Annotated in this window: 19 protein-coding genes; 10 read left to right on the top strand and 9 right to left on the bottom strand. The window is 68.7% G+C overall.

Annotation, left to right across the window (positions count from 1 at the left end):
* Window positions 1–5: 5 nt before the first annotated feature.
* From pyk to DKG74_RS04585, 3 genes are read right to left on the bottom strand one after another with little or no spacing between them, the layout of a single operon-like run.
* Entirely contained in the window at window positions 6–1,448 is a 1,443-nt protein-coding gene (gene pyk / locus DKG74_RS04595) for a pyruvate kinase (protein WP_109903109.1), read from the bottom strand.
* Between the two features lie 52 nt (window positions 1,449–1,500).
* Window positions 1,501–2,742, bottom strand: coding sequence for a glycerate kinase type-2 family protein (locus DKG74_RS04590; protein WP_109903107.1), 1,242 nt, complete (start codon window positions 2,740–2,742; stop codon window positions 1,501–1,503).
* A gap of 2 nt (window positions 2,743–2,744) precedes the next feature.
* Window positions 2,745–3,638, bottom strand: a complete 894-nt coding sequence (locus DKG74_RS04585) for a DMT family transporter (RefSeq protein WP_109903105.1) — start codon at window positions 3,636–3,638, stop codon at window positions 2,745–2,747.
* A 141-nt stretch (window positions 3,639–3,779) separates the two neighbouring features.
* Between DKG74_RS04585 and DKG74_RS04580 the strand changes: the two genes are divergently transcribed.
* Window positions 3,780–4,757, top strand: coding sequence for a mitochondrial fission ELM1 family protein (locus DKG74_RS04580; protein WP_243404019.1), 978 nt, complete (start codon window positions 3,780–3,782; stop codon window positions 4,755–4,757).
* Here the strand turns inward: DKG74_RS04580 and DKG74_RS04575 are convergent.
* A complete protein-coding gene (locus DKG74_RS04575; protein WP_109903103.1) occupies window positions 4,735–7,326 on the bottom strand; it encodes a hybrid sensor histidine kinase/response regulator in 2,592 nt (863 codons plus the stop codon). The two genes, DKG74_RS04580 and DKG74_RS04575, sit on opposite strands and share 23 nt — an antisense overlap.
* Before the next feature lie 87 nt (window positions 7,327–7,413).
* Between DKG74_RS04575 and DKG74_RS04570 the strand changes: the two genes are divergently transcribed.
* From DKG74_RS04570 to DKG74_RS04560, 3 genes are read left to right on the top strand one after another with little or no spacing between them, the layout of a single operon-like run.
* Window positions 7,414–7,707 (top strand): DUF1244 domain-containing protein, encoded by a 294-nt coding sequence (locus DKG74_RS04570; protein WP_109903101.1) that lies wholly within the window; start codon window positions 7,414–7,416, stop codon window positions 7,705–7,707.
* Window positions 7,708–7,756: 49 nt separating this feature from the next.
* Window positions 7,757–9,109 carry an ActS/PrrB/RegB family redox-sensitive histidine kinase gene (locus tag DKG74_RS04565; RefSeq protein ID WP_243404018.1) on the top strand — a complete coding sequence of 451 codons (1,353 nt, stop codon included), beginning with the start codon at window positions 7,757–7,759 and terminating at the stop codon, window positions 9,107–9,109.
* A 20-nt stretch (window positions 9,110–9,129) separates the two neighbouring features.
* A complete protein-coding gene (locus DKG74_RS04560) occupies window positions 9,130–9,687 on the top strand; it encodes an ActR/PrrA/RegA family redox response regulator transcription factor (protein WP_109903099.1) in 558 nt (185 codons plus the stop codon).
* A 43-nt stretch (window positions 9,688–9,730) separates the two neighbouring features.
* Here DKG74_RS04560 and DKG74_RS04555 read toward each other — a convergent pair whose 3' ends face one another.
* Complete coding sequence (locus DKG74_RS04555; protein ID WP_109903097.1) at window positions 9,731–10,030, bottom strand: hypothetical protein; 300 nt, start codon at window positions 10,028–10,030, stop codon at window positions 9,731–9,733.
* A 313-nt stretch (window positions 10,031–10,343) separates the two neighbouring features.
* Here DKG74_RS04555 and DKG74_RS04550 point away from each other — a divergent pair, with 313 nt between their 5' ends.
* Window positions 10,344–11,432: a hypothetical protein gene (locus DKG74_RS04550; protein WP_133251500.1), complete on the top strand. Its 1,089-nt coding sequence runs from the start codon at window positions 10,344–10,346 to the stop codon at window positions 11,430–11,432.
* Between the two features lie 63 nt (window positions 11,433–11,495).
* On the opposite strand, the gene DKG74_RS04545 is transcribed toward DKG74_RS04550, so the two are convergent.
* The 3 genes from DKG74_RS04545 to DKG74_RS04535 all read right to left on the bottom strand — a co-directional run bounded on the left by DKG74_RS04545 (window position 11,496) and on the right by DKG74_RS04535 (window position 15,458).
* Window positions 11,496–12,614 (bottom strand): ferritin-like domain-containing protein, encoded by a 1,119-nt coding sequence (locus DKG74_RS04545; RefSeq protein ID WP_109903093.1) that lies wholly within the window; start codon window positions 12,612–12,614, stop codon window positions 11,496–11,498.
* 129 nt (window positions 12,615–12,743) lie between these two features.
* Window positions 12,744–14,378: a DHA2 family efflux MFS transporter permease subunit gene (locus DKG74_RS04540; RefSeq protein WP_109903091.1), complete on the bottom strand. Its 1,635-nt coding sequence runs from the start codon at window positions 14,376–14,378 to the stop codon at window positions 12,744–12,746.
* A 9-nt stretch (window positions 14,379–14,387) separates the two neighbouring features.
* Window positions 14,388–15,458 (bottom strand): HlyD family secretion protein, encoded by a 1,071-nt coding sequence (locus DKG74_RS04535; RefSeq protein WP_109903089.1) that lies wholly within the window; start codon window positions 15,456–15,458, stop codon window positions 14,388–14,390.
* Window positions 15,459–15,601: 143 nt separating this feature from the next.
* Here DKG74_RS04535 and DKG74_RS04530 point away from each other — a divergent pair, with 143 nt between their 5' ends.
* Both DKG74_RS04530 and DKG74_RS04525 read left to right on the top strand, forming a co-directional pair.
* Window positions 15,602–16,258, top strand: a complete 657-nt coding sequence (locus tag DKG74_RS04530) for a TetR/AcrR family transcriptional regulator (RefSeq protein WP_165837531.1) — start codon at window positions 15,602–15,604, stop codon at window positions 16,256–16,258.
* A gap of 10 nt (window positions 16,259–16,268) precedes the next feature.
* Window positions 16,269–16,907, top strand: coding sequence for an HAD-IA family hydrolase (locus DKG74_RS04525; protein ID WP_109903085.1), 639 nt, complete (start codon window positions 16,269–16,271; stop codon window positions 16,905–16,907).
* A gap of 120 nt (window positions 16,908–17,027) precedes the next feature.
* Here DKG74_RS04525 and DKG74_RS04520 read toward each other — a convergent pair whose 3' ends face one another.
* Window positions 17,028–19,535, bottom strand: a complete 2,508-nt coding sequence (locus DKG74_RS04520) for a cation:proton antiporter (protein ID WP_109903083.1) — start codon at window positions 19,533–19,535, stop codon at window positions 17,028–17,030.
* Between the two features lie 155 nt (window positions 19,536–19,690).
* Here DKG74_RS04520 and DKG74_RS04515 point away from each other — a divergent pair, with 155 nt between their 5' ends.
* The 3 genes from DKG74_RS04515 to DKG74_RS04505 are packed head-to-tail and all read left to right on the top strand — an operon-like array spanning window position 19,691 to window position 22,943.
* Complete coding sequence (locus DKG74_RS04515; protein WP_109903081.1) at window positions 19,691–20,722, top strand: lipid A deacylase LpxR family protein; 1,032 nt, start codon at window positions 19,691–19,693, stop codon at window positions 20,720–20,722.
* 8 nt (window positions 20,723–20,730) lie between these two features.
* The gene (locus DKG74_RS04510; protein ID WP_109903079.1) at window positions 20,731–21,717 is read left to right on the top strand and encodes a patatin-like phospholipase family protein; all 987 of its coding nucleotides are present in this window, start codon (window positions 20,731–20,733) and stop codon (window positions 21,715–21,717) included.
* Window positions 21,714–22,943: a hypothetical protein gene (locus tag DKG74_RS04505; RefSeq protein ID WP_109903077.1), complete on the top strand. Its 1,230-nt coding sequence runs from the start codon at window positions 21,714–21,716 to the stop codon at window positions 22,941–22,943. Before DKG74_RS04510 ends, DKG74_RS04505 begins: the two co-directional genes overlap by 4 nt.

Genomic DNA, 22,943 nt, shown 5'->3' with positions numbered 1-22,943 from the left:
CCCCGTCAGGTGGTGGGGCCGCCCGGCTGGCCGACGATGGCGACGCGCAGGATATTGGTGGTGCCGGGCGAGCCGAAGGGCACGCCCGCGGTGATCACGATACGGTCGCCCGGCCGGGCGAAACCATGCTCCGCCGCCGTCGCCCCGGCGCGCTGCACCATTTCGGCGAAATTCGAGACATCGGGCACGACGACGCAGCTGAGGCCCCAGGCGATGGCGAGGCGCCGCGCCGTGTTCAGGTTGGGCGTCAGCACCAGGATATCGGTCTCCGGCCGCTCCCGCGCGGTGCGCAGCGCGGTCGATCCGCTCGAGGTGAAGGTGACGATGCAGGCGGCGCCGACCATGGCCGCGACCCGGCCGGCGGCGGTGGTGATGGCGTCACCGATCGAATCGCCGGTTTCCTCGTGGTGGGCATGGATCAGCTCGTCGTAGACGATGTCCTGTTCCGCCTGGGCGGCGATGCGGCTCATGGTGGCGACCGACTCGACCGGGAAACTGCCCGCCGCCGACTCGGCCGACAGCATCACGCAGTCGGCGCCGTCATAGACGGCGGTGGCGACGTCCGAAACCTCGGCGCGCGTCGGGACAGGGGCCGAGACCATGCTTTCCAGCATCTGGGTCGCGACCACGACCGGCTTGCCGGCCGCGCGGGCCTTGGCGGTCAGGCGTTTCTGGATGCCGGGCACGGTTTCCAGTGGCAGCTCCACGCCGAGATCGCCGCGAGCGACCATGATGGCATCGGATTCGGCCAGGATACCGTCGATATCCTCGACCGCGGACGGTTTCTCGATCTTGGCGACGATGCCGGCACGACCCTGCACGATGGCTTTCAGGTCGCGCACGTCCTGCGGGCGCTGGACGAAGGACAGGGCGATCCAGTCGACGCCGATCTCGAGCGCGAAGTCGAGGTCGCGCAGGTCCTTCGGCGTCATCGCGGCGAGGGGCAGGATGGCGTTCGGCACGTTCACGCCCTTGCGGTCCGACAGGCGCCGGCCTTCGACCACCCGGGCGAAGGCGCGGCCCTCGTAAACCTCTTCAATGATGAGGCGGACGCGGCCATCGTCGAGCAGCAGCTCGGTGCCCGGCGCCATGGCGGCGAAGATTTCCGGATGGGGCAGGCAGACCCGGCCGGCATCGCCCGGGGTCTCGTCCATGTCGAGATGGATGCGGTGGCCGGGGGCGATGTCGATGGCGCCTTCGGCGAAGCGGCCGATGCGCAGCTTCGGCCCCTGAAGATCGGCGAGAATGCCGATGGGCCGGCCCAGCTCCGCCTCGACCGCCCGGATGGCGGCGTGGCGGGCGCGGGCGTCCTCGTGGGCGCCATGGCTCATGTTCAGGCGGAAGACGTCGGCGCCGGCTTCGGCGAGGGCCCGGATGACGGCCTTGTCGGAGGAGGCGGGGCCGAGGGTGGCGATGATGCGCGCGCGGCGACTGCGATATTCGATCATGGCGGCAGGTTAGCGCCGGCAGATGGCCGGCGCCATGACGAAACGATGGCTTTCAGGTGACGAAGATAACCCGAAAATCGTTCACATTCGTCCGCGTCGGGCCGGTCGAAACGAGATCGCCGAGGGCGGCGAAGACCTCGTGGGAGCGGTTGGCCGCCAGCATCGCCGCGACGTCGAGGCCGAGGCCGGCGGCACGGCCGAGGGTGGTTTCGTCGATGCGCGCGCCCGCGTCGTCAGACGTGCCGTCGATGCCGTCGGTATCGCAGGCGAGGGCGGAAATGCCCGGCGCGCCGCCGAGGGCGAGGGCGAGCCCCAGCAGATATTCCTTGTTGGGGCCGCCCGCGCCATCGCCCGCCACGGTCACGGTCAATTCCCCGCCCGAGAGGATGGCGGTCGGCCCGCCACCCGACAGGCTGAGGGCGAGCAGGGCATGGGCGGCGCCGACCTGCCGGGCCTCACCCTCGATCCGGGGGCCGAGGTCGATCACGCGATAGCCCGCCGCCCTCGCCTCGGCGGCGGCCGCCGCCAGTGCGTCGGCCGGGCGCAGGACGATGGCCGGGGCCAGCGGGCCAAAGCGCGGGTCGCCCGGCTTCGGCGTCTCCGATGCCGGATCGTCCAGCCAGCGGGCGACGGCTTCCGGTGCGTCGACCGACCAGCGGCGCAGGATCGCCTGCGCCTCTTCGCGGGTCGAGGCATCGGGCAGGGTCGGGCCGGAGGCGATCACGGAAGGATCGTCGCCCGGCACGTCCGAGACCAGCAGCGTGTGGACAGGCGCGGGCGCGGCGGCGAGGGCGAGGCGGCCGCCCTTGATCGCCGACAGATGTTTGCGCACGACATTGATCTCGCCGATCGGGGTGCCGGCGCGCAGCAGGGCGCGGGTCACCGCCTGCTTGTCGGCAAGGGCAAGCCCCGGCGCCGGCAGGGCGAGCAGGGCGGAGCCGCCGCCGGAGACAAGGGCGATCACGAGATCGTCGGGGCCGAGACCCCGGACGACATCGAGGATGCGCCGCGCCGCGTCTTGCCCCGCGCCATCGGGCAGCGGATGGCCGGCTTCGACCACTTCGATCCGGCCGGTGGGCAGGCCATGGCCGTGGCGGGTGACGACCAGCCCGCTCAGGGGCCCCCGCCACGCCGAATCGAGCGCGGCGGCCATGGCGGCGGCGGCCTTGCCCGCGCCGACGACGACGGTGCGCCCCCGGGGCACGGGCGGCAGATGGCGCAGTGTCGCCGCACCGGCATCGGCGGCGGCGAGGGCGGCGGCGAACAGACGGTCCCGCGGGTCTTTCTCGGCCATGGTCAGGCCCCCCGCCGCGCGACCAGGATGCCGAACAGGATCAGCGCGCCGCCCAGTGCCTGCCACGGCCCCAGCGCCTCGTTCAGCAGGAGCCAGCCCAGGATGGCGGCGGACAGCGGCTCGACCAGGATGACGAGCGACGAAAAGCCGGCCGGCAGGTGGCCGAAGGCCTCCGCGATCAGCCCCTGACCGAGCGCCTGACTGATCCAGGCGAGGCCGAGCAGGACGAGGAAGCCATCGAGGCTCGTCGGCCAAATCGACTCGCCCGAGAGCAGGGCGAGGGGCAACAGGGCGAGGGCGGTCACCAGGCTCGACCACAGCATCAGGCGCGGGGCGTCGATCCGCTCGCGCAGATCCTTCACGGTGAGAAGATAGGTGCCGAAGAAGAAGGCGGTGACGAGGGCGAGGCCATCGCCGACCGCGTTCTGGGCGCCGATCGAGAAACTGTCGCCGATCAGGCAGGCCGCCCCGGCGACGGTCAGGGCAAGGCCGGCGAGAAAGACAGGACGCGGCCGGTCGCCGAACAGCAGCCAGGCGCCGAAGACGACGAAGACCGGGGCGAAATTGGCCAGCAGGGTCGAGTTGGCCACCGTCGTCATGTGGATCGACCAGTGCCAGGAGAACAGGTCGCCGGTAAAGAGCAGGCCGGCCAGCAGGAGGCGTCGGCGCGATCCCGCAGGCAGCCGGGGCGGCGCCGCCGGCCGGTTGCGGTCGGCGACCTTCATCCAGGCATAGTAGAGCGGCAGCGCGAGGGCGAGGCGCCAGAAGGCGGTCGCCGTCGGGCCGAGTTCCGACAGGCGCACGAAAATGGGCGAACAGCCGATGAAGGCGGCGCCGAGGGCGAGGGCGGGCAGGGCCCAGACGGGGGCCGGCCGGGGCAGGGCAGGGGCGGTCATGCCGTCTTATAGCGGGCCGGTGGGCGGGCCGCCTCTTCCGATTGGCAATTGCGGGCTTGTGCCGGGCGCCGGTCTCGTTAAACCTCTGCGCCGAAGATCCGGCGCCCGAGAGTTGCGTTGCCGCCGGCGGGGAGAGTGGTGGTGACGACGGCCCTGTCGCCCAGCGCGGCGCCGGCACTGGTCTGGTGCCTCAGCGAAGGCCATGCCGGCATGGAGACGCAGATCGTCGGCCTCGCCGAGGCGCTCGGCCTGCCGCATGTGGTCAAGCGCGTGCGGGCGCGCCGGCCGTGGGACTGGCTGCCCGGGCGCCTGTGGCCGTTTCCGCTGAAGGCGCCGACCGCCGACAGCGACCCGCTGACGCCGCCCTGGCCCGACCTCGTCATATCGACCGGCAATGTTGCCGCCCCCCTCGCGGTCGCGATCCGCCGGGCGAGCGGCGGCCACACCCGCCTCGTCCATCTGCAGAACCCCAAGCTGCCGCTGCGCCTGTTCGACGTCGTCATCGCGCCGCGCCACGACCGGCTGGCGGGCGAGAATGTGGTCGAGACGCGGGCGGGCCTGCACCGGGTGACCCCGGCCAAGATCGAGGCCGGCGCGGGCCAGTGGCGCGACCGCCTCGCCCATATGCCGCGGCCGCTGATCGGCGTGTTGCTCGGCGGCTCCAACCGGCGCTATCGGCTCGATGCCCGCTCGGGCGCGGCGCTCGGGGCGTCGCTCGCGGCGGCGGCGGCGCGGGTCGGCGGCAGTCTCGCGGTGACGCCGTCGCGGCGCACCGGCGCACCCGCGCTCGAGGGGCTGCGCCAGGCGCTCGGCGACCGGCCGCGTTTCATCTGGGACGGCAAGGGCGACAATCCCTATTTCGGCCTGCTCGGCCTCGCCGACCATCTGGTGATCACCGCTGATTCCGTGTCCATGATTTCGGAGGCTCTGGTGACGGGTCGGCCTGTCCATGTCGCGCGGCTGCCCGGCCGCTCGAAGCGCCTCGGTCGTTTCGTCGACGATCTCGTGGCCGATGGCTATGTCCGCTGGTTCGACGGCCGTTTCGACAGCTGGGGGTACGAACCCCTCGACGAGATGCCGCGTATCGCGGCCGAGGTCAGGCGGCGCCTAGGTTGGTGAAACCGTCGAGCCGCGACAGGGTCGCAGCGACGATCGTGTCGTAGAACTCGATCCGGCCCGGCAGGTCTCGCGGGGCAATCGGCGATGGCCCGTCGAGGCGGATCGTCCGCGCGACCGCGGCGATGCCGTCCGCGCCCATCTGGGCGGCCATGCCCTGGATGGTGTGTGCGACCTCGCGCAGGCGCGCGGCATCCCCCGCGAGGGCGGCCTCGCGCAGGGCGGCGCCTTCCTTCAGCAGGGTGCAGCGGAAGGAGGCGATGAGGTCGCCGATGGCGGCGGCGTCCATCACATCGCGCAGATCCTCGATCATTGCCGGATTGAAGCCGGGATTGGCGCCGCTCAGGCCCAGCAGGGTCTGCGCGGTGGGGGGCTTCGCCCCGGCGGCTTCGTTGACGTTGGCGGCGCCGCCGTCGGGTGGCGTCGCGGATTTCGCCGGCAGTGTCATCCGATTGTCGAGCAGGCGGCGCAGGCTGTCGTCGAGCGCCTGCCAGTCGATCGGCTTGGTGTGCAGGGCGTCGACGCCGCTGCGGATATAGACTTCGATTTCCTCGGGCAGGGCATCGGCGGTCAGCGCCACGACCGGGCAGGTCGCGGCCCTGCCGTCGAGCGCGCGGATATGGGCGAGGGCGGTCGGCCCGTCCATCACCGGCATCCGCATGTCGAGAATGACCAAGTCGTGAGGATTGGCGCGCTGCTCCTCGACCGCCTGCCAGCCGTTCTCGACCGTGGTCACGCGATAGCCGCGCCGGGTCAGCTGCTCGCGAATGAGGAAGCGGTTGATCTCGTTATCCTCGGCCACGAGGATATGCGCCCCGTGATGCGCGGCTGGAGCCACGGGGCCGGGGGCCGCGGCGGCCTCCGCGACCGCTTCCGACGGTGCCTCGGTGGCCTGCAGGCGCAACGTGAACCAGAAGCGGCTGCCGTTGCCGAGGGCGCTGGTCAGGCCGATCTCGCCGCCCATGGCCTGGACCAGCCGGCGGCAGATGGCAAGGCCGAGCCCGGTCCCGCCATAGCGCCGGGCCGTCGAGGCATCGGCCTGGACGAAAGGCTCGAACAGATGGGCCTGGGTCGCGCGGGAAATGCCGACGCCGGTATCCTGCACGCTGAACCGCAGCTCGACCGGCCCTGCGGTGGGCTTGTCGTTCAGCGACTGGTGGCTGACCTGAAGGCTGATTTCGCCGCCTTCGGTGAATTTGACCGCGTTGCCGACAAGATTGGTCAGAACCTGCCGGATGCGCGTCGGATCGCCCTTCAGCCAACCGGGGACATCGGCGTCGATGCGGGCGATCAGGCGGATGTTCTTCTGTTCGCAGCGGGCCCGGAACATGTCGGCGGTGGCGCCGACGACGTCTTCCAGCCGAAAATCGACCTCCTCGATCTGCACGGCCCCTGCCTCGATCTTCGAGAAGTCGAGAATATCGTTCAGGACTTCAAGCAGGGCGTTGGACGAGGTCGTCAGAACCTTGACCAGCTGGGCCTGACGGCCGTTCAACGGGCTCTGGCGCAGCAGGTCGAGGGTGCCGATCACACCGGTCATCGGGGTCCGCAGCTCGTGACTCATCATGGCGAGGAAGCGGGATTTCGCCTCGCTGGCGTCATGGGCGCGGTCCCTCGCCTGGTGCAGGGCGATCCGATTGTTCTCGATGTCCAGCAACCGGCGATAGAAGGCGTGACCGCCGACGATGAGCACGAGCATCGCGGCGGTGAACATGGCGATGAACAGGGCCTGCCGATGCCACCAGCCTGCGGCGATTTCAGCCCTGGAGGTGGTCAGGGTGACGGTCAGGCCAAGTGGCGAGAGCTGCCGCTCGCCGACCAGCCGGGGATCGGCGTCCGGGACACCGTCGACCTCCGCGTCGGCCTGCGCCGGGGTGAAGGGCAGCAGGCTGCCCGCGGCGAAACGGTCGTCCCGAGTTCGCGCCAGAACAAGATGGCCTCCGTCGGTCAGGGTGACGACGCTGGCTGCACGGCGCAGCACCGATTGATAGGCTGCCTTCAGATAGTCGTGTTCGATCGCGCCGACCAGCATTGCGCCGTCGCCCAGGCGAAAGCCCGCGACGAGGAGCAGACGGCCCTGGTGGTCCCGTTGCGGTTTGCCGATCGCGGCGGGGCCTTCTCCGGGCGATGAAAGGGCCGATGTCCAGATCAGCGGGGACAACTCCGCCGGCAGGCGTTCGCCCCCGCCGGCCGAGGCGATCAGACGCCCCTCGGGCGAATAGAGCCCGATGTCAATCACGGCGGGATCGGCGCCGAGCAGACGGCGGAAGGCGGTTTCGAGGACGTCTTTCCGGTTCGCGGTATCGCTCGGTGCCGGATCGGCTTCGCGCACCTCGGCCGCGGCGGCGAGCAGGCTGTTCATCAGATCGAACGTGCGGGCGGTCCAGTCGGCGAGCACCGTGGCCCCGAGGCGCGTGGTGGCCGTCGTCTCGGCCAGATAGGCCCGCCGGTCGAGCATCAGGTGAGTGCCGAACAGCAGCCCGAGAACGGCGATGAGCACCGACAGCCGCCAGATGAGGACATGAGGCGGCGAACGGAAGATCCGCAGGCGGGATGCAGCGGACGCAGTCATGGACGCTGGCGGAGCGGTTGCATGACGGGATATTCGCTGCGAAAAGTTAATCAACCCTATGCGACTCAACCGAAGGGGCGAAGAGCCATGGACGATAAGACCCGGACCGAGCTGGAAGCGGCGGCCTTCCGCCGCCTTGTCGGGCACCTGCGCGAGCGGGTCGATGTCCAGAACATCGAGCTGATGAATCTTGCCGGTTTCTGCCGTAACTGTCTGTCCAACTGGCTGAAGGACGCGGCCGACGAGGCCGGCGTCGCCCTGACCAGGGACGAGGCACGGGCCGAGGTCTACGGGATGCCCTACGACGAATGGAAGCGGCGCCATCAGCGCGAGGCGACGGCGGAACAGCTCGCCGCCTTCAACACAAAGTCAGGGGCCTGACGTCCTCAATGCGGTGGCGGGGCGGACCCAGCCCCCCTAATGTGGCGCCATGGCGATCATGATGCAGTCCCCGCGCGAAGAGGCGGAGCCCGAAAATCCGGCGACCTCGCTGACCAAGGCGGCGGCGGGCGCGCCCCTGCGCCTCCACACTCTTGTCCTGTTGCGCTGGCTTGCCGTCGCGGGCCAGACGGGGGCGCTGTTCGTCGTCGCCGTGGTGCTGGATTTTCCACTGCCCATGGTCGCGATCGCGATCCCCATCGCCGCGTCGATCCTGCTGAACATCGTGTTGCAGGCGGTCTATCCGGCGGCCAAGCGCCTGTCGGACCGGGAGGCCGGTCTCTATCTCGCCTATGACATCCTGCAGCTCGCTGCCCTGCTGTATCTGACCGGGGGGCTGCAGAATCCGTTCTCCTTCCTGATCCTGGTGCCGGTGACGATTTCGGCGACCATTCTCGAACTCGGTCTGACGGTCGGTCTCGGGGCGCTTGCCTTCGCCTGCATCACCATGCTGTCGGTGCTGCATCTGCCATTGCCCTGGCGTGGCCAGCCTTTCGATATCGACCCGATCTACATGATCGGCATATGGGCCAGCCTTTCCCTCGGCATGGTGTTCATCGTCACCTATGCCTGGCGGGTGGCGGCGGAAGCGCGGCGCCTGTCGAGCGCCTTTGCCGCGACGCGCGACGCCCTCGCCCGGGAACAGCAGCTGTCCGCCCTCGGCACGCTGGCGGCGGCGGCGGCCCATGAATTGGGCACGCCGCTCGCGACCATCGCCATCGTCGTCGGCGAACTCGCCAATGAACTTTCCGACAGTGCCCATGCCGACGATCTCGCGATCCTGCGCAGCCAGACCGCGCGCTGCCGGGATATCCTGTCGCGCCTGTCGCGCCGGCCGGAGGACATGCGCGACGAGACCTTCTCGGTCCTTGGCCTGACCGCGCTGGTCGAGGCCGCGGCCGAGCCGCACCTGCGGCGCCAGATCGGCTTCCAGATCGAGGATGTGGGCGAGGGGGCGGAACCGCAGGTCCGCCGCAGCCCGGAAATCCTGCATGGCCTCGGCAATCTGGTCGAGAACGCGATGCGCTTCGCCCGCGAGCAGGTGATCATCACCATCGACTGGGATGCCGATGAAATCGTGGTCGCGGTCAGCGACGACGGCCCCGGCTTCTCGGCGGAAATCCTCGAATCGCTGGGCGAGCCTTACGTGACGACCAGGAAGGGCGAGGGGCTGGGCCTCGGTGTCTTCATCGCCAAGACCCTGATCGAACATTCCGGGGGGCGCATCGGTTTCTTCAACCGCGTCGGTCGTGGCGCGGAGGTTGCGATTCGCTGGCCTCGGGGCATATTGGATATCGCGGGCTCCGGTTTGGCGGCCGAAGCCGTCGGCGCTCGGAACGAGTGAGCACGGGAGACAGAAAGTCCATGGAAACCACACCTGCGCCCTCGAATGTCGACCCGAACCGCACGCTTCTGCTCGTCGACGACGACGATATCCTGCGCGAGCGTCTGGCGCGGGCCCTCGCCAAGCGCGGCTATGCCGTCACCACGGCACCTTCGGTCGCGGCCGGCATCACGGCGGCGCGCAGCAATCCGCCACGCTATGCCGTCTGTGACCTGCGTCTCGCCGACGGCAATGGCCTCGACGTCATTGCGGCCATTCGCGATATCAACCCCGATGCCCGCGTCGTCATGCTGACCGGCTACGGCAATATCGCGACGGCGGTCGCCGCGGTTAAGGCCGGCGCCGTCGACTACATGGCGAAGCCTGCCGACGCCGACGATATCGACGCCGCGCTGCAAGCCTCGGGCGACACCAAGCCCGAACCGCCGGATCGTCCGATGTCGGCCGACCGGGTGCGCTGGGAACACATCAATCGCATTTACGAACTGTGCGAGCGAAATGTTTCCGAGACCGCGCGCCGGCTGAACATGCATCGCCGCACGCTGCAGCGCATCCTCGCCAAGCATTCGCCGCGCTGAGCCGGACCGCGGCTGGCGGTCCGGCTGGCGGTGGCTCCAGCCCTCAGTGACCGTTGCGGTTGTCAACCGGATATGCCGACGCCATGGCCAGCTCGCTGTCGGGACCGGTCCCGCCTGCGTGGGCCGTGGGGGGCGTGGCGATCACGATGCCGGGGCCGGCGGCATTCTCGTTGTCGATCAGGGCGAAGGCTTCGGCGCTGCCGGGCGCGGCCTTCTGCGTGTAGGTGATGCCAGGGCCATAGCTGTCCTTGCCGCCGGACTGCTGCGCGGCGAAGCTGCCGGTCGAGGCGATGGTGCCGAGCGACAGGGCGGCGAGGGAGGCGAAGAGAAGGCGCGTGTTCATTTTGTAACCTTTCTGATTACTAAAGATGGGTCGATTTCGCCGGGCCGGATTGTCCCGTGGCGGCGGATGATCGGGGTGTGCATCTTCAGGCTGCGCGGGATGCGCGTTTCGGGCAAGGCGGTCGGGCCGGGTGTTCAGTCGGGTGAGGGGGCTATCGTCTGCGGTCCTCGGCGTCGTCTCGTCCTTGCCCTGTAGTTCGCCGGTCGTTGCCGCCGGGTTACATCGCGATGTCGTGGCCGCCATGCAGGAATGTCGGGGGTCGCCGCCGTCGCAGGTTCCGCGTAGAATCCGCCGGTTGATGGGGGAAGGCCAATTGAAGATCTCGGTGATTCTGTCCGCGATGGCTGCGCTGATGCTGGGTGGTTGCGCCTTCGATCTCGGCTATGGCTGGGGGACGGAGGTCGACGTGCAGGTCGAAGCGGTGCAGGCACCACCGGCTCTCAGGGCTTCACCCCATCCTGGAAAATTCCTTCTGGTGGTGCAGGGGCAGGCGCTGGCGGCCCGGGTCGTGCCCTCGGCCTATGACTGCAACGCCGAGGTGATCAATTTCGACCTGCGCGATGCCTTCGACCTGTCGGTCCGCCGTACTGTCGCCGCCAATGTCGAGGCGGTCGTGGTCGGGGCCGATATCTTGCCGCCGGACGAACTGAAGGCCGCGGGCTATGCCGGGCAGATCGTGGTGACGGTCGATCCGCCGGTGACCGATCTGTCGTTCGAGCGGCGGTTCTGGCTGGACCGCAAGCATATCGCCGAGTTCTGGCACCATGCCTCGACCGCGCGGCTCGATCTCTCGGCCCTGGTTCAGGTCCAGTATGCGGCCGGCTCCATGGTGGAGACGCGGGTCGCGGCCGAACGGCGCCATCGCAACCCGGATGGCCTGCAGTTCGCCTGCGAGAATGCGACCGATGCCCTTGGCGCCGTCGCGACCGAGGTGCTGGATGGCTTCATGGCCGAACTGGCGGCGCGCCTGTCCGGTCAGTCGCGTGACGGCGGCCGCTGGCTGCCGAGCGTGGCCCGTGTCGACGGCGCCGACCGTTCGGCCTCGCCGCTGGCGCCGACGCTGCGCGGCCGGACCTTCGACCTTCACTCGATCGACGGCGATCCCCGAGCCATCGTCGATTTCTATGACGAAAACTGGCGTTTCGTGCGCCTCGATGGCCGCTGTGCCCGTGTAGGCCGCTGGTCGATCAATCGGGCAACCGGTGGCGAGGCGCTGTGCCTCGACCTGCCGGGCCAGCCGAGGAGTTGCTATCGCATCGCGGGGGCGCCGGGACAGCCGGAGTATTATCCCGTGGCCGGTCTCGACGAGCGGCCGGCGATGGTCGCCTGGCGCTCTCGCCCCGGCAATGCCGAGGGCTTCCGCCTGGACGAGGATCGCTGCCTCGACAGCCTGCCTTATTGACGTGCGCAAAAGAAAAAGGGCCGCCGGCTCGTGCCGACGGCCCTTCGCCAGAGGGGTAAGCCCTTACGCGACCGCCTTGCCGAAGCTCTTGCGGTTCTTGTTGATACCCTTCAGGTATTCGATGCCTTCCTCGGCGATGGCGTCGCCCACCATGTAGTCGCCCTCGGCCTTCAGCTGGACCATGTCGACATACTGTTCGTAGAACCACCGGGTGCGGTCGGTGATGATGCCGGCGTTCAGCAGGGTCTTGATCAGCACACGGAAGATGTCGGTGCCGTCCTTCATGCGCTCGCGGCGCAGATCGTCGGTCGCGGCTTCGAGCACGGCACCCTGCACCCAGGCGGGATCGAGGCCGAGGCGCTCGTAGATCCAGCCCTTCTGGTCGGGCGAGACCAGGTTGAAGAACAGCGACTGGAAGCAGTTGAAGGCCCAGTCCTCGACCTTGTCATGCTCTTCCGCGCTCAGCTTGGGCATGGTGCGGTCGGCCCAGATCTTGCCGAACTTGTGGTGGAACGCCTCGTCGGTCATGACCAGCTGGGTGGTCTTCTTCAGGAGGGGATCGAAGGTCTTGGAATGCAGCATGGCGAAGGCGCCCATGGCGAGGCCCTCGACCAGCATCTGCATCCCGACCAGCTTCTTGTAGACCTCTTCCGCCAGCACGAGTTCGCTCAGGAGATTGCCGAGGATCGGGCCGACCGGCGCCGGCTTGCCCCAGCGCGCCTGGATGTAGCGGGTGAAGGCGGTGACGTGGCGCGCCTCTTCCCGGGCCTGATTGGCGGCATATTCCTGCGCGCCCGGATCGACCAGGATGTGGCACAGGCTGGCCGACAGGCCGAGCGCGCCCTGCTCGCCATGCAGGATCGACGACAGCGACCAATGGGTGTTCATGTTGACGAGCTGGATCTTCTGCTTTTCGTCCAGCTTGTCGGCGACCGCCGACTGCAGCTCGACCATCAGGTCGAAGGGCAGCAGCGGCTGGTTCTCCATGTCGAAGGGCTGCGAAAAGTCGATATAGGCAGGATCGAGCGGGTCCCAGAAATGGTCGTGGGTCGCGGTGATGATCTTGTCGAAGGCACTCGACCGCTGACCGTAACGATCGACGGCGATCATGGCGCCGAAGTCGTTGGGCCGCACCGTGTTATAGGCGGGGTCCTTCGTGATCTGGGAGACCAGCGCATTCATACCATTACCCTCCCTAGGGAATCCCCCGTGTTGTTTTTAAGTCGGGGTGATCTGATTTTCTGTCAGACTAATTCGAGGGTGCAGGCGTGGCAATGAAAAAGCGAACCGTCCTCACATTTAGGACGGGTGTCAGTGATCGGCGACGATCGCCGTGGCCTTCGGCAGGCGCATCAGCGGCACGAAGGCCAGCACGAAAACGAAGACGCCGGCCATGATCAGCAGGACATCCGTGAAGGCGAGCACCGAAGCCTGTTGCTGCACGATCTGGCGCACCAGGGCGAGGGCGCCCTTGTCGCCGTCGATGGTGCCGCCCGCCGCGGTCGAGACATAGCTCGACAGGCCTTCGAGCTTCGCCGTGGCCGCCAGCCGGGCCGGGTTCACCGCCTCGGCGAGGCGGGAGACGTGCAGCGCCAGCCGGTCGGTCAGCAGGGTGTTGATGGCGGCGAGGCCGAAGGCGCCGCCGGTGTTGCGCATCAGGTTATAGAGGCCGGAGCCGTTCTTCATCTGATGGATGTCGAGGGCGCCGAGGGCGAGCATGTTGGCCGGGATCATGCACATCATGATGCCGAAGCCGCGCACCGCTTGCGGCAGCACGAAATCGGAAAAGCCGGATTCCGAGGTCAGGAACGTGTTCAGATAGACGCCAAGGGCGAAGAAGAACACGCCGATGCCGAGCACGGCGCGGGCGTCGAGCTTGCGCGACAGGATGCCGGCGATCGGCGTCGCCAGGAACTGGCACAGGCCGGTGACCGCCAGCACGGTGCCGATGTGATAGCTGTCATAGCCCGAGACCCGGGCAAGGAACAGCGGCAGCACATAGACCGAGCCATACATGCCAAAGCCGATGGAAAAGGCGATCAGGCAGCCGATGGCGAAATTGCGGTTGGAAAAGACCCGGAGGTCGATCACCGGCCGCGCGAAGGTGAAGGAGCGCCAGAAGAACCAGCAGGCGCCGAAGGCGGCGGCGGCGGTGAAGCCGACGATGGTATCCGACTGGAACCAGTCATCCTTGGCGCCTTCCTCGAGGACATATTGCATCGAGCCGAGGAAGACCGCGACCGCGACGATGCCCTGAAGGTCGAAGCCCTTCAGCAGCTTCAGATTCGGCCGGTCGATGTCCATCAACGTCGCCGTCGACAGGGTGACGAAGATGCCCGGAATGATGTTCAGCAGGAACAGCCAGTGCCACGACAGGGCCGAGGTGATCCAGCCGCCCAATGTGGGGCCGAGGGTCGGCCCCATGGTGGCGATCAGGCCCATCAGGATCGAGGCGCGCGGATTGTTGCGGCCGAGCACGAAGAAGGAGGTGGCGAAGACCGTCGGGATCATCGCGCCGCCGAGGAAGCCCTGCAGTACGCGGAAGAAGATCATGGACTCGATCGACCACGAGAAGGCGCAGGCGAGCGAGGCGAGGGTGAAGCCGCCGCAGGAAATGACGAAGAGCCAGCGGGTGGAAATCACCTGCGACAGCCAGCCCGACAGCGGAATGATCACGACTTCGGCGATCAGATAGGACGATTGTACCCAGCCGATCTCGTCGGGCGCGGCGCCGAGGCCGGCCTGAATCTCGGACAGCGAGGAGGCGACGATCTGAATGTCGAGAATCGCCATGAACATGCCGATGACCATGACGAAGAAGCCGATCAGATGGCGTCTTTCGGGTCTCGGGTTGCCGGCTGCGTCCACGCGGATCGTGGTCGCGGCCTGGGCGGGCGCGGGCGCTGCGGGCGGCTTCGCGGCGGCGGCGGCGCTGCTTCTCGACATGGCGGTGCCTTACTGGCCCTGGGCGACCGCGGCCGGCGCCGGGATATAGGCGCTGCGCGCGGGCTCGACCGAAGTGTCGACGGTGACGACGACCGACAGGCCGGGCACCAGACGGCCGTGGCCTTCCGCCGGGTCGAGCACGATCTTCACCGGCACGCGCTGGACGACCTTGGTGAAATTGCCGCTGGCATTCTCAGGGGGCAGCAGGCTGAACAGCGCGCCCGACGCCGGGCTGAAGCTCTCGACCTTGCCGTGCAGGACAAGGCCGGGCAGGGCGTCGACCTCGATCTCGACCGGCTGGCCCGGGCCCATGGCGGCGAGCTGGGTTTCCTTGAAATTGGCGTCGATCCACAACGCCTCGACCGGCACGATCGACATCATGATGACGCCCGGCCGGACATATTGCCCGGCGACGACGCCGCGGTTGCCGACGACCCCGGCGGACGGCGCGCGGATCACCGTGTCGGCCAGATTGCGCTCGGCGAGATCCTGCTGCGCCTTGGCCCGGTCGAGGGCGGCGCGGGCTTCCACGAGGCGGGCCTGCAGCACGGCGGTATCGGATTCGGCGAGGGCGACATTGGCCCTGGCGCGGTCGAGGGCGGCGCGCGCCTTGGCGTCATCCGCCTTGGCGGTTTCGACGTTCTGGCGGGTGGCGAAATCGCTGCTGACCAGCTTGCTCTGGCGGGCGAGGTCGCGGGCGGCGCGTTCCGCCTCGGCGGCCGCGCTGTCGGCGTCGGCCTTGGCTGCCGCGATATGCGAGGCCTGCTGTGCCAGCTGCTGCGAGAGGGTCTCGACATCGGCGGCGGCGGCGGCGCTGGCGGCGCGCGCGGCGTTGGCCTGCGCCTTGTAATTGGCATCGTCGATGCGCAGCAGGACGTCGCCCGGGCGCACGGTCTGGTTATCGGTCACCAGCACCTCGGCCACCGTCCCCTCGACCTTGGTGCTGATCGGGGCGATATCGGCGGCGACATAGGCATCGTCGGTGCTGATCAGATGCCGGGTCAGATAGAGCCAGCCCAGGAAGCCGGCCGCGACCAGAACCACGAGGCCCAGCAGGCCGAACTTCACATGCGGTTTCATGGCATCAGTCTCGCATTTCCGGAACTAGACTAAACGGTTCAGTTCAGTTGATATAGCACCAACGAGGCTGGCACACACCTCCCCACGTCATGCATCATGCGCATGGCAGGTCGTGTGGCGGCCGGGCGGCAAGGTTTTCTGTGATGAAGTCCACGGCATATCCGGCGGTCGATACCGCCATTCCCGACGACGGCGCCTGCACGTCGGCCAAGCGCCGCCAGGTGATGGCGGCGGCGTCCGAACTGTTCATGGACCAGGGCTTCGCCGGCACCTCGATGGATGCGGTCGCGCGCAAGGCCGGGGTGTCCAAGGCCACGGTCTATGCCCATTTCGCTTCCAAGGAAGACCTGTTCGAGGCCATGGTGGCGCAGGGCTCGGTCGAGCGTTTCGCCAGCCTGATGGCGGCCGATCTCGACACGCTGGGGGTCGAGGCGGCGCTGTCGACCGTCGCCCATGAATTCATGGGCGTGCTGACCAGCCCGCAATCGCTGAAGACCCTGCGCCTCGTCATGGCCGAGGCCGGGCGCCGGCCCGATCTCGCCGCCCGCTTCTACCGGGCGGGGCCGGCCCGGGTGCTGGCCGCCCTGACCGCCTATCTCGAGCGGTCCAAGGCGCGCGGCGATCTCGAGATGGAGGATCCGCGCATCGCGGCCGAACTGTTCTTCGGCATGATCCGCGGCGACCTGCACATGCGCCGTATGCTGGGGCTTGCCGACCAATTGCAAAGGACGGACATTTCGCGCCTCGCCGACACGGCGGTGGCGGTCTTCCTCAAGGCCCATCGCCCGGCGCAACGCTAGGGGAGTGAACATGCCGAGCCGGGAATTCGACGCCGTCCTGTGGGATTTCGGCGGGGTCATCCTGTCGTCGCCGTTCGAGGCGTTCAACGCGCTGGAAGTGGCGCGCGGCCTGCCGCCGGACACGATCCGCCGCATCAACGCAGCCAATCCCCACGACAATGCCTGGGCCAGGTTCGAGCGCAGCGAAATCGACCTCGACGGCTTCGACGAAGCCTTCGCCGCCGAGGCCCGCGCCCTCGGTCACGACTTGCGCGGGCGCGATGTCGTCGCGGTGATCCACGGTGCGATCCGGCCCGAGATGGTCGAGGCGCTGCGCCGGGTGAAGCAGCACTACAAGACCGCCTGCCTCACCAACAACGTGAATGATTCGGGCGCGGGCGAGGCTTACGCCCGCGAGGTCGGGGCGGTCATGGCCGAATTCGGTGCGGTGATCGAGAGCCGGCGCGTCGGCTGCCGCAAGCCGGAGTCGCGCTTCTATGAAATGGCTTGCGAGATTGTCGGTGTCGATCCGCGGCGCGCGGTCTATCTCGACGACCTCGGCATCAACCTGAAGCCGGCCAGGGCAATGGGAATGACGACGATCAAGGTCGATGGCGCCGACCAGGCCCTGCGCGAGCTGGAAGCCATCCTCGACCTGCCCCTGCGCTGAGGCCTTTTATCGGGACATTCGTCGCCCCGGCGCAGGCCGGGGCCTTTGGACGAGAGAGGCGCCCTTGCCGGCCCAGGATCCCGGCCTTCGCCGGGATGACGAAACGGGAGGCGCCGAGCCTCAGCCCGGGGTGGGTTTCGCCTCGCGGTGGCCGCGCGCGCGGGTCTCGGCCGCGGCCATGATGGTGCGCCTTATGGTCTCGTCCGAAGCCATCAGGCGCTCGAAATCCCGGCGCGACAATTCGAGCAGCTGGCAATAGCCGAGGGCGGTCACGTCGGCATTGCGCGGCTGGTCGAACAACAGCGCCATTTCGCCGAAGAAGGCGCCGGAGCCGAGGCGGATCGGCGTGCCGCCGACCGAGACCTCGACCGCGCCGGACGAGATGAAATACATCGTGTCGCCCCGCTCGCCCCGGGCCATGATCCGCTCGCCAGGCACGGCGAGATGCGGCTTCATCAGGGCGCCGACGGCGCCGCAACGGCCAAGGCCGAGGCCGGCAAAGATTGGCACCCGGTTGACCAGCTCGTCCCGCGACAGGCGCAGGTCGAGCCGGGGCGGCCGGCTGATCAGGGCGCGGCGGGTTTCGAGATCGCGCAGCAGGGCATTCATCACCTCCTGCGAGATGACGCCCTCCTCCAGCATGTGGCGATAGGCGACGGTTTCCTGCCCCATGGCGGCGCGGGCCAGATAGCGCGCCTCGAGATCGGCGGCGTAATCGGGATATTGCAGCTTCAGGGCGTCGAGCCCGTCGGCGAGAACCTTCTGGCGGAGTTCGAGCGTCTGCAGCAGAAGGTCGCCCGCGGCACGGCCGAAGACGGGCGCCAGCGTATGCTCGACATAGGTCTGCAGGTCGCGCAGCGAGGCCTGCATGATCAGCAGCCGCTCCATCCGCGCTTCGAGGATGGTCGCCAGCGGCCGGCTCCAGCCGAGGCGGCGCTGCAGGAACAGGGCGATGCGGAAGGGCGGCGGAAAGGCCGCGACCCGGCCGCAGTCCTTCAGGTACTCGGCCTGCCCGCCGTCGCGCGCGGCATCGGCAAGGCCACTGGCCATGGCGGCGAGGGGGGCGGCCAGCTCGCGCCCGATCACCCGGTCCTCGAACATTTCGAGATAGGCCGCCTGTTCGCGCCGGGCGAGGGTGACGAGCGCGGCGCTGCCGACATCGTCACCCTTGCCGGCGCCGGGGTCGAGGCTGGCGGCGACCTCGAGCTCGCCGAGGCGGCGCTCGTAATAGCCGGTGACCTGACGCACGGCGGCATCGGCCAGCCGGTGGTTGTGGCCAACCTGCTGGGCGTGATCCTTGACCTCGGTCAGGCTGAGGGCCATCACCCGGTCGCGGGTGGCGATATCGGCGGCCGAGAGCTTGTCGAGGCCGAGCAGGCGGATCAGCGGCTTCAGCGTGAGGCCGTTCACCAGCAGGGTCCACAGCACGAAGGTGGTGGCGAGCACGCCGATGAAACGCTTCAGCTCGGGGGCGAGGGCGGGATTCTCGGTCGCCGCCAGCGCGAGGGCGAGGGTGACGGCGCCGCGCAGGCCGCCCCAGACGATGACCGACTTGTAGCTCCACGCCACCTTGCGGGCGAGACCGGTCGCCGTGATCAGCGGCAGCATCCCGAAGATGACAAGGCCGCGCGCGGCCAGCGCCGAGCCGACGAGGACGAGCAGCAGCACGAAATCCGCCCAGGTCATGGTCGCCAGTGTCTTCGGCGCCAGCATGGCGGCGAGCACGAAGATCAGCGAATTGGCCCAGAAGCCGAGGGTCTGCCAGGAATGATGCAGGTGCCGCCAGTTCTCGGGCGCGATGCGCAGGCGGGCGATGGCGCCGAAGGTCAGGGCGAAGACGACGACGGCGACGACACCCGAAGCATGGAGATAGGTCTCGGGCACGATATAGGCGAGATAGGCGCCGCCCACGGTCAGGGTCAATTCGGCGAGGCGATTGTCGCGCAGGTAGGGCACGACCATGGTGGCGAGCCAGCCGAAGCCGATGCCGATGGCAAGGCCGATGGCGAAATGCTCGAGGAACAGCCACAGCCCGTCCATGCCGTCGAGGCTGGTGCCCCGGGTCAGCGCCCCCATCAGCATGGTGAAGAGGGTGATGGCCGCGGCGTCGTTGAACACCGATTCCCCTTCGACCAGCAGCGACAGGCGCCTCGGCGCGCCAAGATCGCGGAAGATCGCGACAACGGCGGCGGGATCGGTGGTCGAGATGATCGAGGCGAGCAGGAGGCAGGGGACGAGACCGAAGGGCCCGGCGACGGACAGGGCGAAACCGACGGCGACCGTGGCCGCGACCACGGCGACCACGGCGAGCAACAGCACGGGGAACAGATCGTCCAGCAATTCCCGGACGTCGATGCCGAGGGAAGCCTCGAACAGCAGGATCGGCAGGAACACGACCATGAAGACGACGGAACTCGAGGTGAAGTCGCGCCATTCCAGCAGCATGTCGCCGACCGGGCCGCTGATCGCCGTCGCCGCCGCGGCCGAGGAAAGGGCGCCGATGCCGATGCCGACCACGGCGAGCACCACGCTGTAGGGCACCGCCAGGCGCTGGGCCAGGGCGGGCAACACGCTGATCAGGGCGAGCAGGCCCGCAATCGCAAAGACAGTGCCGACGATCGTGCTCATTTCGGTGCCGCACCTCCGGCGACGGCTATATCAGACTGGCATGTCCGGGAGGGTGACAGAGATAACGTCGGCCGCAAGTCCCAAAGCAGGGGGCCTCCGTTGACGGGGTGGCGCCCGCACCCGTAACATCCGCGCGCTTGTCTGGGGGTATCGACATGGGTTTGACGCGCGTTTTCGGGGCTGTGCTGCTGGCTGGATTGACGGCCGTGTCCATGGCCGCGCCGGCCTTCGCGGAAGACGACGACGATGTCGGTGCGTCCTCGGGTTCCACCTTCCGCCGTGCCAGCTTCACGGTGGTGATGGAGAACGACAAGTTCAACGGCACCGACAAATGGTACACGAGCGGCGTGAAGCTGATCTTCAGCAAGCCGGCGCCCGCGCCCGATTTCGTCTTCGCGCCCCTCGTCTCGGCCAATCGCTGGACCTTCGGCGAGGCCGGGCGCAGCCGCTGGGAACTCGCCCTCGGCCAGAACATCTATGAACCTTCCGACGAATCGCTGAACCCGCCCGACCCCAAGGACCGGCCCTATGCCGGCTGGCTCTATCTCTCGGCGCTGGCGGTGACGGAGAATCGCTACGCCCAGAACACGCTGGAAATCCAGGCCGGCGTGGTCGGCCCCGCCGCTCTCGGCGAGCAGATCCAGGACATCACCCACAACCTCATCGGCTCCAACAAGTCCATGGGCTGGGATCATCAGCTCTCCGACGAGCCCGGGCTGCTGATCGGCCTGTCGCGGCGCTGGCGCACGCCGCCGCTGGAGCTGACACGCAGCATCGGCCTCGACCTCGTGCCGCATGTGAATGTCGCGGTCGGCAATGTGCAGACCTATGCCGGCGCGGGCGCCCTGCTGCGCCTCGGCAACAAGCTGGACGCCGACTTCGGCCTGCCCCGGGTGCGGCCGGCCGGCAGCGCGCCGGTGCCGGTCGTCCGGCGCGGCGGCGGCTGGTACGTCTTCACCGGCGTCGAGGGCTGGGCCAGCGCGCGGGATGTCTTCCTCGACGGCAATACGTTCGAGGATTCGCCCAGCGTCGACAAGAAGCCGCTGGTCGCCGAATTCAATGTCGGCTTCGTCGTCTATGCCGTCGGGATGCGCTTCAACGCGACCTATGTGAAGCGGTCCGAGGAATTCGACGGCCAGCCGCAGGCTTTCGAATACGGCAGCGCCGCCCTGACCTTCAATTTCTGACGGGGCGGATGACCGGGAGGCCCGATCCGGTCGCCGCCCTCGCGCTGGCGCGGCGGCGCGCCGGCTCCCGGCCGGGGGCGCGGGCGGATGGCCAGCGTCTCGCGCTGGTGATCGAAGGCGGCGGGATGCGCGGCGTCATTGCCGGGGGCATGGTCTCCGCGCTCGAACATCTCGGCCTGACGACGGCATTCGACGCGGTCTATGGCACCTCGGCCGGGGCCTGCGCCGGGGCCTACCTGCTGGCGGGACAGGCCTTGCCGGGCACGCGCATCTTCTACGAGGATATCAACAACCGGCGCTTCATCAGCTTACCCCGTCTGGCCCGCGGCCGGCCGGCGATGGATGTCGATTTTCTGGTCGATCATGTGATGACCGCGGTCAAGCCGCTGGATACGGCCCGGCTGATCGCCGCGGCCATTCCCCTGACCATGATGGCGACCCGTGTCGCAGATGCCGCGCCCGTTCCGCTCACCGGCTTTCGCGATCATGGCGAGGTGATGCGGGCCCTGCGCGCCACCAGCCGGGTGCCCCTGCTGAGCGGGCCGCCGGTTCCGGGCCCGGACGGCGCCCTGCTGGTCGACGGCGCCCTGTCGGCGCCGGTGCCGGTCGGCATCGCCGAGCGGGAAGGGGCGAGCCATGTCCTCGTCCTGCTGACGCGGCCGACCGCGCGGCCCGCGCCCGGTGGCGGCGGGGCGTTGATGCGCCGGCTGCTGGTGCGGCGCCTGTCGCCGGCCATTGGCGCCGCCTTCGCCGCCCGGGGCGAGCGATACGCGGCGCTCGCCCGCTTGCTGGGGGCGGCGCGGCTGCCGGGTGGTGCCGCCCTGTCGGTGGTGACGCCGGGTGGCCCCGGCGCCTTCGTCGGGCGGATGGAGAAACGTCGCCTCGCGCTGATCGACGGCGCCGCCGCGGGCTGGCGCGCCGTGATGGCATGGGCGGGACAGGCGGGCGGGGTGGCATTCCCCGATGCCGCGATGGGGAAAGAGGCGTTGAGATGACGACGAGCCAAGCAGCATCCGCCGACCGCAGCATCCGCCGCCGGCGCGTGCTGTTCGTCAGCGGCTTCGACCCGCGCGGTGCCCGCCACTACCACGAACTGTGGCGGGGCGAGGCGCCCAAAGCCGCCGCTTCTGCCGGCGATCGGGTCGAATATGGCATCGGCTCCCGCAAGTCCGCCGGGCCGCATCTCGTCGAATGGACCATGACCGGCAAGGCCGGGATCGACGGGCAGACGGTCGAGACCGAAACCCGCTTCGGCTTCCTGCGCTGGGACGATGTCGCGCGCGAGATGTGGCCGAAAGCCGACTGGTCCTTCGTCACCGAGACCTTTCGCACCGTCGTGTGGGCCACATGGGCCGGCTATTTCCGGCGCATCTACCAGGTGCGGCCGGTCTATATGCTGACCATCCTGCAGCCGGTGGCGGTCCTGTGCCTGCTCCTGCTCGGCCTGCCATTGATCGCCTGTGCCCTGCTGGCGGCGATTGTCGCCTTCTCGCCGCTGCCCGGCTTCGCCATCCTTGCCGGCATCCCCCTCGGTCTGCTCGGCGTGCCGCGGGCCCTCGCCTTCCTCGGGAGGACGGGCAGCGTGCTCTGGCGCGGGCAGCTGGTGAATTTCTATTTCCGGCAGATCCATCACAAGGCCGCCCCGCTCGACGCGCGCATGGACCAGATGGCCGATCTGATCGCCGATGCCGCCGCCAAGGGCGACTGCGACGAATTTCTGGTGATCGGCCATAGCGTGGGCACGACGGTGGCCATCTCGGCCCTGGGGCGCGCGCTGATGCGCCGCCGGGCGGATTTCGCCGGCCTGTCCCGGGTGGGCTTCGTCACCCTCGGCGCGATGACGCCACTTCTGGCCGCCGAGCCGCGCTGCGGGTGGTTCCGCGACGAGGTCGCGGCCATCGGCCTCGACCCCGCCGTCACCTGGGTCGATGCCTGCGCCGGGGCGGATGTCGTCTGCTTTCCCCTGGTCGATCCGCTGACCCTCGCCGGCCACAGCCGCAAGGAGGGCGACCGGGTCAGTCCGCTGCTGACCTCGCCCCAGTTCCACAAACTGTTCGATCCCGACCGCTATGCGCCGCTGAAGCGCGACCGGGGCATGATGCACACGCTCTATCTCATGGCGACCCAGCGGCAGGGCAGGTGCGACTTCTTCGCCCTCTGCGCCGGACCGCTTGCCTTGGCCGACCGCTTCCCCGACACTGCGCCGCGCAAGCGGAGATAG

The organism is Zavarzinia aquatilis, from assembly GCF_003173035.1.
In the GTDB taxonomy this organism is placed as follows: Bacteria; Pseudomonadota; Alphaproteobacteria; order Zavarziniales; family Zavarziniaceae; genus Zavarzinia; species Zavarzinia aquatilis.
The sequence above is the reverse complement of the archived record's forward strand: the minus strand, read 5'-3'. Positions and strand labels throughout refer to the sequence as shown.

Coding starts and splice junctions, on each gene's coding strand:
- pyk (WP_109903109.1), bottom strand. CDS start 1,448: ATGATCGAATATCGCAGTCGCCGCGCGCGCATCATCGCCACCCTCGGC.
- DKG74_RS04590 (WP_109903107.1), bottom strand. CDS start 2,742: ATGGCCGAGAAAGACCCGCGGGACCGTCTGTTCGCCGCCGCCCTCGCC.
- DKG74_RS04585 (WP_109903105.1), bottom strand. CDS start 3,638: ATGACCGCCCCTGCCCTGCCCCGGCCGGCCCCCGTCTGGGCCCTGCCC.
- DKG74_RS04575 (WP_109903103.1), bottom strand. CDS start 7,326: ATGACTGCGTCCGCTGCATCCCGCCTGCGGATCTTCCGTTCGCCGCCT.
- DKG74_RS04570 (WP_109903101.1), top strand. CDS start 7,414: ATGGACGATAAGACCCGGACCGAGCTGGAAGCGGCGGCCTTCCGCCGC.
- DKG74_RS04565 (WP_243404018.1), top strand. CDS start 7,757: ATGGCGATCATGATGCAGTCCCCGCGCGAAGAGGCGGAGCCCGAAAAT.
- DKG74_RS04560 (WP_109903099.1), top strand. CDS start 9,130: ATGGAAACCACACCTGCGCCCTCGAATGTCGACCCGAACCGCACGCTT.
- DKG74_RS04555 (WP_109903097.1), bottom strand. CDS start 10,030: ATGAACACGCGCCTTCTCTTCGCCTCCCTCGCCGCCCTGTCGCTCGGC.
- DKG74_RS04545 (WP_109903093.1), bottom strand. CDS start 12,614: ATGAATGCGCTGGTCTCCCAGATCACGAAGGACCCCGCCTATAACACG.
- DKG74_RS04540 (WP_109903091.1), bottom strand. CDS start 14,378: ATGTCGAGAAGCAGCGCCGCCGCCGCCGCGAAGCCGCCCGCAGCGCCC.
- DKG74_RS04535 (WP_109903089.1), bottom strand. CDS start 15,458: ATGAAACCGCATGTGAAGTTCGGCCTGCTGGGCCTCGTGGTTCTGGTC.
- DKG74_RS04530 (WP_165837531.1), top strand. CDS start 15,602: ATGAAGTCCACGGCATATCCGGCGGTCGATACCGCCATTCCCGACGAC.
- DKG74_RS04525 (WP_109903085.1), top strand. CDS start 16,269: ATGCCGAGCCGGGAATTCGACGCCGTCCTGTGGGATTTCGGCGGGGTC.
- DKG74_RS04520 (WP_109903083.1), bottom strand. CDS start 19,535: ATGAGCACGATCGTCGGCACTGTCTTTGCGATTGCGGGCCTGCTCGCC.
- DKG74_RS04515 (WP_109903081.1), top strand. CDS start 19,691: ATGGGTTTGACGCGCGTTTTCGGGGCTGTGCTGCTGGCTGGATTGACG.
- DKG74_RS04510 (WP_109903079.1), top strand. CDS start 20,731: ATGACCGGGAGGCCCGATCCGGTCGCCGCCCTCGCGCTGGCGCGGCGG.
- DKG74_RS04505 (WP_109903077.1), top strand. CDS start 21,714: ATGACGACGAGCCAAGCAGCATCCGCCGACCGCAGCATCCGCCGCCGG.